General features: G+C 52.2%; 15 protein-coding genes. 5 read left to right on the plus strand and 10 right to left on the minus strand.

Features of this window, described 5'->3' with window-relative positions; genetic code table 11:
• Positions 1 to 23: 23 nt before the first annotated feature.
• From ACJHWT_RS16885 to dgkA, 4 genes are all read right to left on the minus strand, one after another.
• A complete protein-coding gene (locus ACJHWT_RS16885; protein ID WP_001296638.1) occupies positions 24 to 233 on the minus strand; it encodes a CsbD family protein in 210 nt (69 codons plus the stop codon).
• Between the two features lie 115 nt (positions 234 to 348).
• Positions 349 to 1,674 carry an MATE family efflux transporter DinF gene (gene dinF / locus ACJHWT_RS16890; protein ID WP_001318177.1) on the minus strand — a complete coding sequence of 442 codons (1,326 nt, stop codon included), beginning with the start codon at positions 1,672 to 1,674 and terminating at the stop codon, positions 349 to 351.
• Positions 1,675 to 1,746: 72 nt separating this feature from the next.
• Entirely contained in the window at positions 1,747 to 2,355 is a 609-nt protein-coding gene (lexA, locus tag ACJHWT_RS16895; RefSeq protein WP_000646078.1) for a transcriptional repressor LexA, read from the minus strand.
• Positions 2,356 to 2,464: 109 nt separating this feature from the next.
• Positions 2,465 to 2,833: a diacylglycerol kinase gene (dgkA, locus tag ACJHWT_RS16900; RefSeq protein ID WP_000002907.1), complete on the minus strand. Its 369-nt coding sequence runs from the start codon at positions 2,831 to 2,833 to the stop codon at positions 2,465 to 2,467.
• Between the two features lie 170 nt (positions 2,834 to 3,003).
• On the opposite strand from dgkA, the gene plsB reads away from it, so the two are divergent.
• Positions 3,004 to 5,427 (plus strand): glycerol-3-phosphate 1-O-acyltransferase PlsB, encoded by a 2,424-nt coding sequence (plsB, locus tag ACJHWT_RS16905; RefSeq protein WP_000017354.1) that lies wholly within the window; start codon positions 3,004 to 3,006, stop codon positions 5,425 to 5,427.
• Positions 5,428 to 5,581: 154 nt separating this feature from the next.
• On the opposite strand, the gene ubiA is transcribed toward plsB, so the two are convergent.
• The 5 genes from ubiA to malK form a co-directional block, all read right to left on the minus strand.
• Complete coding sequence (gene ubiA / locus ACJHWT_RS16910; RefSeq protein ID WP_000455227.1) at positions 5,582 to 6,454, minus strand: 4-hydroxybenzoate octaprenyltransferase; 873 nt, start codon at positions 6,452 to 6,454, stop codon at positions 5,582 to 5,584.
• A gap of 12 nt (positions 6,455 to 6,466) precedes the next feature.
• Entirely contained in the window at positions 6,467 to 6,964 is a 498-nt protein-coding gene (ubiC, locus tag ACJHWT_RS16915) for a chorismate lyase (RefSeq protein ID WP_000019227.1), read from the minus strand.
• A 178-nt stretch (positions 6,965 to 7,142) separates the two neighbouring features.
• Positions 7,143 to 8,063, minus strand: coding sequence for a maltose operon protein MalM (gene malM / locus ACJHWT_RS16920; RefSeq protein ID WP_001298285.1), 921 nt, complete (start codon positions 8,061 to 8,063; stop codon positions 7,143 to 7,145).
• A gap of 140 nt (positions 8,064 to 8,203) precedes the next feature.
• Positions 8,204 to 9,544 carry a maltoporin LamB gene (gene lamB / locus ACJHWT_RS16925; protein WP_000973666.1) on the minus strand — a complete coding sequence of 447 codons (1,341 nt, stop codon included), beginning with the start codon at positions 9,542 to 9,544 and terminating at the stop codon, positions 8,204 to 8,206.
• A gap of 71 nt (positions 9,545 to 9,615) precedes the next feature.
• Positions 9,616 to 10,731, minus strand: a complete 1,116-nt coding sequence (malK, locus tag ACJHWT_RS16930; protein WP_000179165.1) for a maltose/maltodextrin ABC transporter ATP-binding protein MalK — start codon at positions 10,729 to 10,731, stop codon at positions 9,616 to 9,618.
• A gap of 364 nt (positions 10,732 to 11,095) precedes the next feature.
• Here malK and malE point away from each other — a divergent pair, with 364 nt between their 5' ends.
• The 3 genes from malE (at position 11,096) to malG (ending at position 14,889) form a co-directional block, all read left to right on the plus strand.
• Positions 11,096 to 12,286, plus strand: coding sequence for a maltose/maltodextrin ABC transporter substrate-binding protein MalE (gene malE, locus ACJHWT_RS16935; protein ID WP_000695389.1), 1,191 nt, complete (start codon positions 11,096 to 11,098; stop codon positions 12,284 to 12,286).
• A gap of 153 nt (positions 12,287 to 12,439) precedes the next feature.
• Positions 12,440 to 13,984 (plus strand): maltose ABC transporter permease MalF, encoded by a 1,545-nt coding sequence (gene malF / locus ACJHWT_RS16940; RefSeq protein WP_001318176.1) that lies wholly within the window; start codon positions 12,440 to 12,442, stop codon positions 13,982 to 13,984.
• Between the two features lie 14 nt (positions 13,985 to 13,998).
• Positions 13,999 to 14,889, plus strand: coding sequence for a maltose ABC transporter permease MalG (malG, locus tag ACJHWT_RS16945; RefSeq protein ID WP_001252090.1), 891 nt, complete (start codon positions 13,999 to 14,001; stop codon positions 14,887 to 14,889).
• Between the two features lie 93 nt (positions 14,890 to 14,982).
• Here malG and psiE read toward each other — a convergent pair whose 3' ends face one another.
• Positions 14,983 to 15,393, minus strand: coding sequence for a phosphate-starvation-inducible protein PsiE (psiE, locus tag ACJHWT_RS16950; protein WP_000202902.1), 411 nt, complete (start codon positions 15,391 to 15,393; stop codon positions 14,983 to 14,985).
• 214 nt (positions 15,394 to 15,607) lie between these two features.
• Here psiE and ACJHWT_RS16955 point away from each other — a divergent pair, with 214 nt between their 5' ends.
• Entirely contained in the window at positions 15,608 to 15,886 is a 279-nt protein-coding gene (locus ACJHWT_RS16955; protein ID WP_001295279.1) for a periplasmic protein, read from the plus strand.
• Positions 15,887 to 15,906 lie beyond the last annotated feature (20 nt).

Consider the following 15,906-nt stretch of genomic DNA (forward strand, 5'->3'; position numbering starts at 1 on the left):
ACATGTCGGGCAGGAGGGATTAATTACCAGCGGTAATCATGGCGTTTTTCCCAACTATCAACCTCTTTTTCTGCCTGATCTTTCTGATAACCGTAGCGTTCCTGGATTTTACCCACTAACTGATCACGTTTTCCTTCAATGATCGTCATATCATCATCGGTCAGTTTGCCCCATTGCTCTTTCACTTTACCTTTAAACTGTTTCCAGTTACCGCCGGCTTCATCTTTATTCATAATCAAGACCTCATCGTTAGGTTGTGAATGAGAGTACGTTCACTTTTCTTCTGAACGTGAGATTAAGTGTAGTCAGCAATTTGGCTTAGGATTATTTATTCAGAATTTTTAACCGTCACGTTGCGACAAACCAGGTATCGTTACGCCAGTGACGCCGCCAGATAGCCGCCAGAGAAAGCCCGCGTAACGCCAGAAAGACGGTTAACGCCAGCCACAAACCATGATTCCCCAGCCACGGCAGCGTAAGGAGCGTCAGCGCAAAACCTGCGGCGGCCACCGCCATACTGTTACGCATTTCGGCGGCACGCGTTGCGCCTATAAACATGCCGTCCAGCAGATAACACCAGACGCCGACCAACGGCAAAATCACCTGCCAGATAAGATAGCGGTCAGCCAGCTGCTGAATCTGGGTTAACGACGTCAGCAACGCAATGATGTGTTCCCCTGCCAGCAAATAAACCACCGAAAACAGTAACGCTACGATCCCCGACTGGCGGCACGCTGCCCGCCAGACATCCAGCAACTGGCTACCGTCGCGCGCACCATATGCCTGACCGGAATGTGCTTCAACCGCGTAGGCAAAACCATCCAGCGCATAGGCGGTAAAGGTGAGTAGCGTCATCAGAACCGCGTTAACAGCGATAATGTCACTCCCCAGTCGTGCGCCAAGTACGGTGATCGCGCCGAAACAGAGTTGCAACAACAGCGAGCGCAGCATGATATCGCGGTTAAGCGCCAGCAAGCGACGGAAATTTCCTCGCCAGGCAGTTTTCAGCATTTCGCCGGAGATTCCGCGTAGTTTGAGGATTTTACGCACCATTAGCAGACCAATCAGCAATGTTGCATATTCCGCAATAACCGTCGCCAGCGCCGCGCCCTGCACGTTCATATGCAGCCCCATCACCAGCCAGACATCCAGCACAATGTTGAGGATATTGCCGACCACTAACAAAATTACTGGCGCACGGGCATATTGCACGCCGAGTAACCAACCAAGTAATACCAGATTCGCCAGCGACGCCGGTGCGCTTAACCAGCGGATTTCAAGAAAGCGCCGCGCCTGTTCTAGCACCGCTTCGCTGCCGCCAACAATATGCAGCGCCAGATCGATAATCGGCGTACGCAGCAGCGCAATTAACGCCCCAGCCCCCAACGCCAACAGCAACGGTTGCACCAGCGCACGGGCTAATGCCTGAGGATTTTTGGCACCATAAGCCTGCGCAGTCAGCCCGGTGGTGCTCATGCGTAAAAACAGCAACAACATAAAGAGAAAGCTGGTCGCCGTTGCACCAACCGCCACGCCGCCCAAATAAACCGGACTATCAAGATGACCAATTACCGCCGTATCGACCAGTCCCAGCAACGGAACGGTGATATTGGAGAAAATCATGGGTAAGGCGAGATGCCAGAGTGCTTTATCAGATGAAGTGAGGAATGCCATGCAGACAAGCCTGATGAAGAGAGATGAAAAACAAACCGCGATACCAGGCGGCATCGCGGTCTCAGAGATATGTTACAGCCAGTCGCCGTTGCGAATAACCCCAACCGCCAGCCCTTCAATGGTGAAGCTCTGCTGACGAAGGTCAACGACAATTGGTTTAAACTCGCTGTTTTCTGGCAACAGTTCGACTTTATTGCCCTGTTTTTTCAGGCGCTTAACGGTAACTTCGTCATCAATACGTGCGACAACGACCTGACCGTTACGTACATCCTGAGTTTTATGCACTGCCAGCAAATCGCCATCCATAATGCCGATATCTTTCATCGACATCCCGCTGACACGCAGCAGGAAATCAGCATTCGGCTTGAACAAGGAAGGGTCGACCTGATAATGACCTTCAATATGCTGTTGCGCCAGAAGCGGTTCACCGGCAGCCACACGACCTACCAGCGGCAACCCTTCTTCCTCTTCCTGCAATAAACGAATCCCGCGTGATGCGCCGGAAACAATTTCAATAACGCCTTTGCGTGCCAGCGCCTTCAGATGTTCTTCAGCCGCGTTTGGGGAACGGAACCCCAAACGCTGCGCGATTTCCGCACGCGTCGGCGGCATACCTGTCTGGCTGATGTGATCACGGATGAGATCAAACACCTCTTGTTGCCTGGCCGTTAACGCTTTCATTCCGCCCCCTGGGTGTATATACAGTTATGCTGTGAGTATATACAGCAAAAGGCGATTTTGGAACCATAAACTGCACAATAAACCAGAGATTTATCGAAATCTGGAAGGGTTATCCAAAATGCGACCATAACAGGATGCACCAGGTAATCACGGCGACGATAATGGCAATCAGCACTGCGGCGGATCCCATATCTTTAGCGCGTCCGGAAAGCTCATGGTATTCAGAGCCAATTCGGTCAACCACCGCTTCGATGGCGCTATTGAGAATTTCCACAATCATCACCAGCATCACGGAGCTGATAAGCAGTACGCGGGTAATCGCGTCCACATCCAGCCAGCAGGCGATAACCACCGCTAACAATACCGCTACACCTTCCTGACGGAATGCCGCTTCGTTGATCCATGCAGCGCGTAAACCTTTCCAGGAATAGCCAGCAGCTTTGATAATTCGGGTGAATCCAGTGGTATTATTGGCCATTGAAAGAACCTTTTTACATTATGAGCGTCAATATCAGTGTACCGTTAAATCCGATGATTCGGGTTTGCGTAACGCCGCGCGAAACATGAGCGGATACCACAGAATTTCCCATGACTTTCTGCTATCCTTGCCGCGCATTTGCATTATTAACCAGAGGCTTTACATCGTTTATGTCCGGCTGGCCACGAATTTACTACAAATTACTGAATTTACCATTAAGCATCCTGGTAAAAAGCAAGTCTATTCCGGCGGATCCTGCCCCGGAACTGGGGCTGGATACCTCTCGTCCAATTATGTACGTTTTGCCGTACAACTCGAAAGCTGACTTGCTGACGTTGCGCGCCCAGTGTCTGGCACATGACCTGCCTGACCCGTTAGAGCCGCTGGAAATCGACGGCACGCTACTGCCGCGCTATGTGTTCATTCACGGCGGGCCGCGTGTGTTCACCTATTACACGCCGAAAGAAGAGTCTATTAAGCTGTTCCACGACTATCTCGATTTGCACCGCAGCAACCCAAATCTGGATGTGCAGATGGTGCCAGTATCGGTGATGTTTGGTCGCGCGCCGGGGCGTGAAAAAGGCGAAGTGAACCCGCCGCTGCGTATGCTTAACGGCGTACAGAAATTTTTCGCTGTACTGTGGCTCGGTCGCGACAGTTTTGTGCGTTTCTCGCCGTCAGTTTCGCTGCGCCGTATGGCGGATGAACACGGCACGGATAAAACTATCGCTCAGAAACTGGCGCGCGTAGCACGTATGCACTTTGCCCGTCAACGCCTGGCTGCCGTGGGTCCACGTCTGCCTGCTCGTCAGGATCTGTTTAATAAGCTGCTCGCCTCCCGCGCCATTGCGAAAGCGGTAGAAGATGAAGCGCGCAGCAAAAAAATCTCCCATGAAAAAGCGCAGCAGAACGCGATTGCGCTGATGGAAGAGATTGCGGCGAATTTCTCTTACGAGATGATCCGCCTGACTGACCGCATTCTGGGCTTCACCTGGAACCGACTTTACCAGGGTATCAACGTCCATAACGCCGAGCGCGTTCGCCAGCTGGCCCACGACGGCCATGAGCTAGTGTATGTGCCTTGCCACCGCAGTCACATGGACTACCTGCTGCTTTCTTACGTGCTGTATCACCAGGGGCTGGTGCCGCCGCATATCGCCGCCGGGATCAACCTGAACTTCTGGCCGGCCGGGCCGATTTTCCGCCGTCTGGGGGCGTTCTTTATTCGCCGTACGTTTAAAGGCAATAAACTTTATTCCACCGTTTTCCGTGAGTATCTCGGCGAACTGTTCAGCCGTGGTTATTCCGTCGAGTATTTCGTGGAAGGCGGTCGTTCCCGTACGGGGCGTTTGCTGGATCCGAAAACCGGTACGCTATCGATGACCATTCAGGCGATGCTGCGTGGCGGCACTCGTCCGATTACGCTGATTCCGATCTATATCGGTTATGAGCACGTCATGGAAGTGGGTACTTACGCCAAAGAACTGCGCGGTGCGACGAAAGAGAAAGAGAGCCTGCCGCAGATGCTGCGTGGTTTAAGCAAGCTGCGTAATCTCGGTCAGGGTTACGTCAACTTCGGTGAACCAATGCCGTTGATGACCTACCTTAACCAGCACGTACCAGACTGGCGTGAATCTATCGATCCCATCGAAGCGGTGCGTCCGGCCTGGTTAACGCCGACGGTCAATAATATTGCTGCCGATCTGATGGTACGCATTAACAACGCAGGCGCGGCAAACGCCATGAACCTGTGCTGTACTGCGCTTCTGGCGTCACGTCAGCGCTCACTCACCCGCGAGCAGTTAACCGAGCAACTCAACTGCTACCTGGATCTGATGCGCAATGTGCCTTACTCCACGGACTCTACCGTTCCTTCAGCCAGCGCCAGCGAGCTTATCGATCACGCGCTGCAAATGAACAAGTTTGAAGTTGAGAAAGACACGATCGGCGACATCATCATTCTGCCGCGCGAGCAAGCGGTGCTGATGACCTACTATCGCAACAACATTGCGCATATGTTGGTGCTGCCTTCGCTGATGGCGGCAATCGTCACCCAGCATCGCCACATCTCCCGCGACGTATTGATGGAGCACGTCAATGTGCTTTACCCAATGCTGAAAGCGGAGCTGTTCCTGCGCTGGGATCGCGACGAGTTGCCGGACGTTATTGATGCACTGGCAAATGAGATGCAACGTCAGGGGCTGATTACCCTGCAAGATGATGAGTTGCATATCAACCCGGCGCATTCTCGCACGCTACAGCTGCTGGCCGCAGGCGCGCGCGAAACGCTGCAACGTTATGCCATTACCTTCTGGCTGTTGAGCGCCAACCCGTCGATCAACCGCGGTACGCTGGAGAAAGAGAGCCGCACCGTCGCGCAACGTCTCTCCGTGCTGCACGGCATCAACGCGCCGGAGTTCTTCGACAAGGCGGTGTTCAGTTCTCTGGTGCTGACACTGCGTGATGAAGGGTATATCAGCGATAGCGGCGACGCCGAACCGGCAGAAACGATGAAGGTGTATCAGTTGCTGGCGGAGTTGATTACATCAGACGTGCGTTTGACGATTGAGAGTGCGACGCAGGGCGAAGGGTAATCAGGGAGAATTGCCGGATGCGGCGCAAACGCCTTATTCGGCCTACCATGATCTGCAAATTCAATAAATTGCGATATGTTGTGTAGGCCTGAGAAGCGCAGCGCATCAGGCAACCCAGAAGGAAGCCGGATGATCATCCGGCTTTTTTACATCATCAGAAATGCCAGTAACTCATTGCCAGCCCTAAAAACAGTACCAGACCAACATAGTTATTATTCATAAATGCTTTAAAGCAGGCTTCACGCTCGCGGTTGGCAATCAGTTTTTGTTGATAAACAAACAGCGCGCCAGCCACCAGAATTGACCAGTAATATCCCCAGCCTAAGCCATTTAACTCACCGATAATCGCCATCAGCGCCAGTACGCCAATCTGCAAAATACCAATAATCAATTTATCGTATTGGCCGAACAGGATTGCGGTGGATTTAATGCCAATCTTCACATCATCATCACGGTCAACCATCGCATACTGCGTGTCGTATGCCACCGCCCAGAGAATATTGGCGAGGAACATTAACCAGCAACTCAATGGCACCGACTCACTCACAGCGGCAAAAGCCATTGGAATCGACCAGCCAAACGCCGCGCCCAGCACCACTTGCGGTAGATGGGTATACCGCTTCATAAACGGGTATACCCACGCCAGCGCCAGCGCGGCAATCGACAACAGAATAGTCATCGTATTCAGCGTCAGCACCAGTAAAAATGAAATCAGTACCAGCACTACAAACAGCGCGCGCGCCTCTTTCTCCGTTACCGCGCCGCTGGGAAGTGGTCGGTTCGCCGTGCGCTTAACATGACCATCAAACTTGCGGTCAGCATAATCATTCACCACGCAACCAGCAGCGCGCATCAGCCAGACGCCCGCGACAAACACCGCCAGGATCCAGAGCTGGGGAACGCCCGGTGTCGCCACCCACAACGCCCATAATGTTGGCCAGAGCAGCAGTAACGCGCCAATTGGCTTATCCGTACGCATTAAGCGATGAAACGCCAGCAGCTTATTCTGCGTCAGACTCCACTCCATATTTTTTTCCTCTTAGTACAACGGTGACGCCGGTAAAAACAGTTCGGTTAGCAACAGCGGTTTACCGCTTAATCGCAGGCGGGAACGTCGCCCCCACAGTCCGGCATCACGGCCTATCTCAATAAAGTCCCGGGTTAATGTCGATGATGTGAACAGATAGCGTCCTAACGGCGTTTTACCCAATTTTTGTAACGCCAGCTCCGGCCCGCTTAACGTTGACACAGGAACGACGGTACGACCGGCAAGCCACGGTTCACCATCGGCACATAACAAAATTTCACGTAACCAGTAACGAGACTCTTTCGGCAGCAGCGGCAGTTCTTCGGGAATTTCATTCTGCTCGACAAACCCTTCGCGGATCATCGTCACGCTCACCGTTTTTCCCTGCTGTTCAAAACGTTTTGTCATGGAATCTTCCAGCAACAGCCAGTCGAGCAGTTGCGGCTCCAGGGCAGGGATCTCTGTAAAATAGCGCAGCGCACGCAGTTGCGTTAACGCGGGGTGTGACATGCCGAACTCTCCGTTACATAACGTAAAGGCATTGTATCGCAGAAAAATATTTACGGGAGATGTAAAGCAAATTAAGTGAACTAATGCGCAACAAAAACGCAACAATAGTACAGGAGGAGAAAAAAAGGTGCGCCAGGAGACGCACCAGTTGTTGCAAAATCAGCACTGTGGGGCGTAATTACCCCTTGCCTTTTACACTGCTGATAAAGGTGGAACGGGCAGATGTTGACCCCAGGCGTTCAGCTTCATCAAGCAGTTTTAACGCCTTATCAACATCACCTTTCGCGACAGCGTTTTTGATCGCGGTATTAAAATAACTTTCCGTGTCGTTGAGCATCGGCTCGCTTTTCTTCACCGGTGCCGGAGCGGGTGCAGCCACAGCTGGTGCCGCCGTGTTGCCTACCGTAACCGGAGCTGGAGCGGAAGAACCAAATAGAGGCCCGACCAACACGCTGGAACTGGAGTTCGTTTTGACTTTCAGTTTCAGTAAGCCATCGGTGGTATGACGAGCAACCGGGTCAGGAATATCCGGGATCGAGTTACCGACGCCTTTGGCATAGGCTTTAGCCGGGTCGAGCAGTTGAGTCGTCTGCTGGAGATCTTTTTCCGTGGTAAAGACCAGAACATAAAGTTTTTGCTGCCCCAACGCCGGTGTCAGGCGCATAACGCCTTCCAGCCGATCTGCACTCATCACGCCGGGTTCCTGGTAGGTGAAATAACTGCTGGGGAAGAAGGCTGATGGGGTCATGTTCTGATCAAGAATCAGCACATTCGGCGCAAATACGCTGGTTTGTTTGTTCACTTCGCTGGTCAGCGTCAGTGTCAGTTCACCAATGTTTGCCGGGACGCTGTACGCAGCAACCGGACCACTGATGCCAGGGACATTCAGTTGTTGGCCGCCGGTCGACAGTTGAGTAGTCTGGGTTTTAGATTGATCGACCGGTGTCCAGGTGAGTTGTTGCAGCGCGGCAGATGGAATGGCTGGCGCGTCGCTGGTGTTTTGCGGTACGTAGTTAACATCGGCAAGGCTGATTCCAGGCGCGCTTGCCAGCAACCCTGCTGATAAACAGAGGGCGATGAGACTTTTATTCATTTTCATTGTTTTCACCTCAAAATCTGGAGCTCAGCGGTAGCCAGGCAATAGCGCGCTAAACCCGATAATCAGAGGGGCTTTCGCCCCTTAAAGCTGTTTTTATGCCGGATGCGGCGCAAGCACCTTATCCGGCCCAGGTTTTGCTATTACCACCAGATTTCCATCTGGGCACCGAAGGTCCACTCGTCGCTGTCGCCACGACCGAAGCTACCGCCGTTGAAATCAGCCGACACAGCCTTGCCGTAGTATGGGTTGGTTGAAGAGCTACCGGTGTAGTCATAACCCCATTTCTCATCCCACTTGGCGTAGGTTGCGAAGACACGAATAGCCGGGCGTGACCAGATGCTGTCGCCAGCCTGCCATTGTTGTGCAAGGGTAATTTTGTACTGATTGTTCTTGTCGCCGGTGCGCTGGGATTCGACGTTGTCGTAGCCGATTTCCATCACGGTGCTCATGATTGGCGTCCACTTGTACATCGGGCGAATACCGACGGTCCACCACTTGGTGCCGTTGTCGTTATCCCAGTTGATATCCTGGTACATACCCACGTACATCATGTCCCAGTTGTCGCCCATGGAGATCGCACCGTGGTCGAGGATACGCAGCATGTGACCGTTGTTGTTGATATTGTAGGCAAATTTTTCGTTATCAAACGCGACGCCAGAACCCTGCGACAGACCTTTACCCTGCGAGGTCATCGAGTCAGTAGCGTACTGAACAACAAACTTGTTAAAGCCCTTCAGGACACTCTGAGTATGTTCAGCAGTGAATAACCAGCCGTCTTTCGATGCGCCATCAACCAGACGATAGTTATCACGCAGGTTGGCACGACCGTAGTCGACACCCAGTTCTAATGTGCCGCCCGGGTTGATTTCCATCTGCGCTAAACGCACATCGAAAACGTCGTTCGCGGTTTCGTTGGTATAGTCATAAATATTGTTGCTGGCGAAAGAGGAAGAACCACCCGCTTCAGAGGAGCGGGTTGCTGCCAGAGAGAGTTTACCGAAGCCAACATCGATGTTTTCCAGACCGGCACCAGGACCAGAAATATCCCAGTAGTAGAAGTCGATCATATGAACGTCATGACGTTGGTAGAAGCGCTTACCTGCCCAGATGGTGGAGCCTGGTAGCCATTCGATCAGGTTTTTACCCTGCACGTTTGCTTCACGGAAGGCCGGATCGGTAGCTTCCCAGTCATTCTGTTGCGCGACGGAATAGGCCACGTTAGTGTCGAAATAGAAGCTCTTATCGCCCTCTTTCCACACTTCCTGACCCAATTTTAATTCAGCATAAGTTTCACATTCGTTGCCAAGACGGTATTTACTTTGAGCACCGGTAGTCTGGAAACACTGTTGTTCGCCGCCGCTACCTGTCCAGCCAATACCGGAACGTGCATAGCCGTGGAAATCAACAGCCATTGCCTGAGCAGACATTACGCCCGCTGCGACGGCAACCGCCAGAGGAAGTTTGCGCAGAGTAATCATCATTCTATCTCCTGAGTCATTGCTTTTCTTTTTTCACATCACCTGTGACAGGCTTTGTGTGTTTTGTGGGGTGCTTAAACGCCCGGCTCCTTATGCAGTCGACGACATGCAGTGCCATCCTCACGGAACAGATGGCAACGCTCTGGCGGCAGGCCGATAGCGAATGTGGCACCTTCTTCTACCAACACCACGTCGTTCTGGCGGTACACCAGGTTTTGACGAATGGAAGGGATCTGGATATGGATTTGCGTTTCGTTGCCGAGTTGCTCGACGACCTGAACTTCACCCTCAAGGATGACGTCAGCGATATCACTCGGCAGTAGATGTTCCGGGCGAATACCCAGTGACATATTGGCTCCAACCTGGACATCACGGCTTTCGACCGGTAGCCAGACTTGCTGACGATTCGGCATCGGCAGCTCCACCTGCACTTGATCGATTGCGGTGGCGGTCACTTTTACTGGCAGGAAGTTCATCTTTGGAGAACCGATAAATCCGGCGACAAAACGGTCTGCCGGATAGTGATACAGCTCCAGCGGTTTCCCAACCTGCGCCACGCGACCAGCGTCCAGCACCACGATTTTGTCGGCCAGCGTCATCGCTTCGACCTGATCGTGGGTGACGTAAATCATTGTGCGGCCCAGGCGTTTATGCAGACGGGAGATTTCGATACGCATTTGCACACGCAGTGCAGCATCGAGGTTGGAGAGCGGTTCATCGAGCAAAAATACGCTTGGCTCGGCCACCAGCGTACGGCCAATCGCCACACGCTGACGCTGACCACCGGAGAGCGCTTTCGGTTTGCGATCCAGCAAATGCGCCAGTTGCAGCACTTCCGCAACCTGGTTAACTCGCTGGTTAATCACTTCTTTTTTCGCGCCAGCCAGTTTCAGGCCAAATGACATGTTTTCTGCTACTGACAGGTGGGGATAGAGCGCGTAAGACTGAAACACCATACCAACGCCGCGTTCTGCAGGCGGAGTGTCATTCATCCGTTTCTCACCGATGAACAGGTCGCCGCTGGTGATCGTCTCAAGCCCGGCAATCATGCGCAGTAAAGTCGATTTACCGCAGCCAGACGGTCCGACAAACACCACGAATTCACCTTCATGGATATCGAGATTGATATCTTTCGATACCACGACCTCGCCCCAGGCTTTCGTTACATTTTGCAGCTGTACGCTCGCCATGCCCTTCTCCCTTTGTAACAACCTGTCATCGACAGCAACATTCATGATGGGCTGACTATGCGTCATCAGGAGATGGCTTAAATCCTCCACCCCCTGGCTTTTTTATGGGGGAGGAGGCGGGAGGATGAGAACGCAGCTTCTGTGAACTAAACCGAGGTCATGTAAGGAATTTCGTGATGTTGCTTGCAAAAATCATGGCGATTTTATGTGCGCATCTCCACATTACCGCCAATTCTGTAACAGAGATCACACAAAGCAACGATGGGGCGTAGGGGCAAGGAGGATGGAAAGAGGTTGCCGTATAAAGAAACTAGAGTCCGTTTAGGTGTTTTCACGAGCACTTCACCAACAAGGACCATAGATTATGAAAATAAAAACAGGTGCACGCATCCTCGCATTATCCGCATTAACGACGATGATGTTTTCCGCCTCGGCTCTCGCCAAAATCGAAGAAGGTAAACTGGTAATCTGGATTAACGGCGATAAAGGCTATAACGGTCTCGCTGAAGTCGGTAAGAAATTCGAGAAAGATACCGGAATTAAAGTCACCGTTGAGCATCCGGATAAACTGGAAGAGAAATTCCCTCAGGTTGCGGCAACTGGCGATGGCCCTGACATTATCTTCTGGGCGCACGACCGCTTTGGCGGCTACGCTCAATCTGGCCTGTTGGCTGAAATCACCCCGGACAAAGCGTTCCAGGACAAGCTGTATCCGTTTACCTGGGATGCCGTACGTTACAACGGCAAGCTGATTGCTTACCCGATCGCTGTCGAAGCGTTATCACTGATTTATAACAAAGATCTGCTACCGAACCCGCCAAAAACCTGGGAAGAGATCCCGGCGCTGGATAAAGAACTGAAAGCGAAAGGTAAGAGCGCGCTGATGTTCAACCTGCAAGAACCATACTTCACCTGGCCGCTAATTGCGGCTGACGGGGGTTATGCGTTCAAGTATGAAAACGGCAAGTACGACATTAAAGACGTAGGCGTGGATAACGCTGGCGCGAAAGCGGGTCTGACCTTCCTGGTTGATCTGATTAAAAACAAACACATGAATGCAGACACCGATTACTCCATCGCAGAAGCTGCCTTTAATAAAGGCGAAACAGCGATGACTATCAACGGCCCGTGGGCATGGTCCAACATCGACACCAGTAAAGTGAATTATGGTGTAACGGTACTGCCGACCTTCAAAGGTCAACCATCTAAACCGTTCGTTGGCGTGCTGAGCGCAGGTATTAACGCCGCCAGTCCGAACAAAGAGCTGGCGAAAGAGTTCCTCGAAAACTATCTGCTGACTGACGAAGGTCTGGAAGCGGTCAATAAAGACAAACCGCTGGGTGCAGTAGCGCTGAAGTCCTATCAGGATGAACTTGCGAAAGATCCACGTATTGCCGCCACCATGGATAACGCTCAGAAAGGTGAAATTATGCCGAACATCCCGCAGATGTCCGCTTTCTGGTATGCCGTGCGTACTGCGGTGATCAACGCCGCCAGCGGTCGTCAGACTGTGGATGCTGCGCTGAAAGATGCACAGACTCGTATCACCAAGTAATGCTGTGAAATGCCGGATGCGGCGTAAACGCCTTATCCGGCCTACGAAATTGAAACGTATGTAGGCCTGATAAGACGCGTCAGCGTCGCATCAGGCAGTTGTTGTCGGATAAGGTATGAAAGCCTTATCCGTCCTGGAATGAGGAAGAACCCCATGGATGTCATTAAAAAGAAACATTGGTGGCAAAGCGACGCGCTGAAATGGTCAGTGTTAGGTCTGCTCGGCCTGCTGGTGGGTTACCTTGTTGTTTTAATGTACGCACAAGGGGAATACCTGTTCGCCATTACCACGCTGATATTGAGCTCAGCGGGGCTGTATATTTTCGCCAATCGTAAAGCCTACGCCTGGCGCTATGTTTACCCGGGAATGGCTGGAATGGGATTATTCGTCCTCTTCCCTCTGGTCTGCACCATCGCCATTGCCTTCACCAACTACAGCAGCACTAACCAGCTGACTTTTGAACGTGCGCAGGAAGTGTTGCTAGATCGCTCCTGGCAAGCAGGCAAAATCTATAATTTTGGTCTTTATCCGGCGGGCGATGAGTGGCAACTGGCGCTCAGCGACGGCGAAACCGGCAAAAATTACCTCTCCGACGCTTTTAAATTTGGCGGCGAGCAAAAACTGCAACTGAAAGAAACGACCGCCCAGCCCGAAGGCGAACGCGCGAATCTGCGCGTAATTACCCAGAATCGTCAGGCACTGAGTGACATTACCGCCATTCTGCCGGATGGCAACAAAGTGATGATGAGCTCCCTGCGCCAGTTTTCTGGCACGCAACCGCTCTACACACTCGACGGTGACGGCACGTTGACGAATAATCAGAGCGGCGTGAAATATCGTCCGAATAACCAAATTGGCTTTTACCAGTCCATTACCGCCGATGGCAACTGGGGGGATGAAAAGCTAAGCCCCGGTTACACCGTGACCACCGGCTGGAAAAACTTTACCCGCGTCTTTACCGACGAAGGCATTCAGAAACCGTTCCTCGCCATTTTCGTCTGGACCGTGGTGTTCTCGCTGATCACTGTCTTTTTAACGGTGGCGGTCGGCATGGTTCTGGCGTGTCTGGTGCAGTGGGAAGCGTTGCGCGGCAAAGCGGTCTATCGCGTCCTGCTTATTCTGCCCTACGCGGTGCCATCATTCATTTCAATCTTGATTTTCAAAGGGTTGTTTAACCAGAGTTTTGGTGAAATCAACATGATGTTGAGCGCGCTGTTTGGCGTGAAGCCCGCCTGGTTCAGCGATCCGACCACCGCCCGCACGATGCTGATTATCGTCAACACCTGGCTGGGTTATCCGTACATGATGATCCTCTGCATGGGCTTGCTGAAGGCGATTCCGGACGATTTGTATGAAGCCTCAGCAATGGATGGCGCAGGTCCATTCCAGAACTTCTTTAAGATTACGCTGCCGCTGCTGATTAAACCGCTGACGCCGCTGATGATCGCCAGCTTCGCCTTTAACTTTAACAACTTCGTGCTGATTCAACTGTTAACCAACGGCGGCCCGGATCGTCTTGGCACGACCACGCCAGCCGGTTATACCGACCTGCTTGTTAACTACACCTACCGTATCGCTTTTGAAGGCGGCGGGGGTCAGGACTTCGGTCTGGCGGCAGCAATTGCCACGCTGATCTTCCTGCTGGTGGGTGCGCTGGCGATAGTGAACCTGAAAGCCACGCGAATGAAGTTTGATTAAGGGAGATAACAAAAATGGCAATGGTCCAACCGAAATCGCAAAAAACACGTTTGTTTATTACTCACCTGCTACTGCTACTTTTTATCGCGGCGATTATGTTCCCGCTACTGATGGTCGTCGCTATCTCACTGCGCCAGGGGAACTTTGCGACCGGCAGCCTGATCCCGGAGCAAATCTCCTGGGATCACTGGAAACTGGCATTAGGTTTTAGCGTGGAACAGGCTGATGGTCGCGTTACACCGCCGCCGTTTCCGGTACTGCTATGGCTGTGGAACTCGGTAAAGGTCGCCGGGATTTCCGCGATTGGCATTGTGGCGCTCTCCACCACCTGCGCCTACGCTTTCGCCCGTATGCGCTTTCCAGGCAAAGCGACGCTGCTGAAAGGAATGCTGATTTTCCAGATGTTCCCGGCAGTACTTTCACTGGTCGCGTTGTATGCGTTGTTTGATCGTCTGGGTGAGTACATTCCATTCATTGGCCTGAATACTCACGGCGGCGTAATTTTCGCGTATCTGGGTGGGATTGCGCTGCATGTCTGGACCATCAAAGGCTATTTCGAAACCATCGATAGTTCGCTGGAAGAAGCGGCTGCGCTGGATGGTGCGACACCGTGGCAGGCCTTCCGCCTTGTCCTGTTGCCGCTGTCAGTACCGATTCTGGCGGTGGTGTTCATCCTGTCGTTTATCGCTGCCATTACTGAAGTTCCGGTCGCATCGCTGTTACTGCGTGACGTAAACAGCTACACCCTGGCCGTGGGGATGCAGCAATACCTCAACCCGCAAAACTACCTGTGGGGTGACTTTGCCGCTGCTGCCGTGATGTCTGCATTACCGATCACCATCGTCTTCTTGCTGGCTCAACGCTGGCTGGTCAACGGCCTGACGGCAGGTGGTGTGAAAGGTTAAAGATGTTGTTCTGCCAATGTTATGCCGCTGCACCCTCAACTTACGTTATCCCAACTTGTGACTGTTATTCGGCGCTCCACGGAGCGCCTTTTTTTACTCCCGCTTCAGCCGTTTCGAATTACATAACCACAGGGTGATCACCAGTAACAGGATCGCAGCCGAGTAGATCAACACATCCAGTGGCGATTTATGATCGACGATGATCAAGCGCACAATGGCGGTGATCCCAATATAGACAAAGTAACGTAGCGGGAAGTGAAAACCGGACTGAAAGTACTTCACAATCAACGCGATAAATTCGAAATAGAGAAAGTAAACCACCAGCCCTTCTACCAGCTCATATTTGCTGGTTTGTTCTGGCGCGAACAGCACATCAGCCAGATGCACCGTTTCTTTGCCGAGGAAGACAACCAAAATCAGGCCGAGGCACAGCAGGCCAAGATTGAGTACGGTCTGCAAAATGGTGGAGATAAACTCCACGCGCGGACGAGAGAGTGACGTCATAGCAGTACCTCCTTCACAGTGGCGAGCTTCCTGTATAACGCAAAAATGTGACGGGGATCTATATTTTTTGTGTATGTTTTGTTCAACCTGGATTAAGTGGGCATCTCCCATCAACATCGTATCTGGCAAAACACACTGTCCAAAAAATCACCCATTCAGGTGATTCCCAGCCACCAGCAATGCGCGAAAAATCGACAATGTTCCTCTGGAACAAATGAAACGTAACCTGATAAAGGTGGTAAAAATGAAGCCTTATTTTGCTGCTTTGATGTTATCAGTCTCTGTTCTTCCTGCTTATGCTGGTCCGCTCGGTACTGCTGATAAAGCCGACCTACCGCAAAGCAATGTCTCCAGCCCAATGATGGCCCAGTCGCTCAGGCAACCAGACCTGCAACCGATATCGACGGACAGGAAGACAGAATGTTTTCGCCTTTACACACCAGATCGCAAACCGGGGGTGAACTGCGTTCCTGATGGCTCGACAGGCCATTAAGAATGAGGGTGCCAGTGAGT

Origin of the sequence: Escherichia sp. WS338 (assembly GCF_046486405.1) — a bacterium.
In the GTDB taxonomy this organism is placed as follows: Bacteria; Pseudomonadota; Gammaproteobacteria; order Enterobacterales; family Enterobacteriaceae; genus Escherichia; species Escherichia coli.

Excerpts from the sequence above, each read along its gene's own strand:
- psiE (WP_000202902.1), bottom strand. The coding sequence starts at position 15,393 with ATGACGTCACTCTCTCGTCCGCGCGTGGAGTTTATCTCCACCATTTTG.
- ACJHWT_RS16955 (WP_001295279.1), top strand. The coding sequence starts at position 15,608 with ATGAAACGTAACCTGATAAAGGTGGTAAAAATGAAGCCTTATTTTGCT.
- malF (WP_001318176.1), top strand. The coding sequence starts at position 12,440 with ATGGATGTCATTAAAAAGAAACATTGGTGGCAAAGCGACGCGCTGAAA.
- ubiC (WP_000019227.1), bottom strand. The coding sequence starts at position 6,964 with ATGTCACACCCCGCGTTAACGCAACTGCGTGCGCTGCGCTATTTTACA.
- malM (WP_001298285.1), bottom strand. The coding sequence starts at position 8,063 with ATGAAAATGAATAAAAGTCTCATCGCCCTCTGTTTATCAGCAGGGTTG.
- plsB (WP_000017354.1), top strand. The coding sequence starts at position 3,004 with ATGTCCGGCTGGCCACGAATTTACTACAAATTACTGAATTTACCATTA.
- lamB (WP_000973666.1), bottom strand. The coding sequence starts at position 9,544 with ATGATGATTACTCTGCGCAAACTTCCTCTGGCGGTTGCCGTCGCAGCG.
- malG (WP_001252090.1), top strand. The coding sequence starts at position 13,999 with ATGGCAATGGTCCAACCGAAATCGCAAAAAACACGTTTGTTTATTACT.
- dgkA (WP_000002907.1), bottom strand. The coding sequence starts at position 2,833 with ATGGCCAATAATACCACTGGATTCACCCGAATTATCAAAGCTGCTGGC.
- lexA (WP_000646078.1), bottom strand. The coding sequence starts at position 2,355 with ATGAAAGCGTTAACGGCCAGGCAACAAGAGGTGTTTGATCTCATCCGT.
- malK (WP_000179165.1), bottom strand. The coding sequence starts at position 10,731 with ATGGCGAGCGTACAGCTGCAAAATGTAACGAAAGCCTGGGGCGAGGTC.
- ubiA (WP_000455227.1), bottom strand. The coding sequence starts at position 6,454 with ATGGAGTGGAGTCTGACGCAGAATAAGCTGCTGGCGTTTCATCGCTTA.
- dinF (WP_001318177.1), bottom strand. The coding sequence starts at position 1,674 with ATGGCATTCCTCACTTCATCTGATAAAGCACTCTGGCATCTCGCCTTA.
- malE (WP_000695389.1), top strand. The coding sequence starts at position 11,096 with ATGAAAATAAAAACAGGTGCACGCATCCTCGCATTATCCGCATTAACG.
- ACJHWT_RS16885 (WP_001296638.1), bottom strand. The coding sequence starts at position 233 with ATGAATAAAGATGAAGCCGGCGGTAACTGGAAACAGTTTAAAGGTAAA.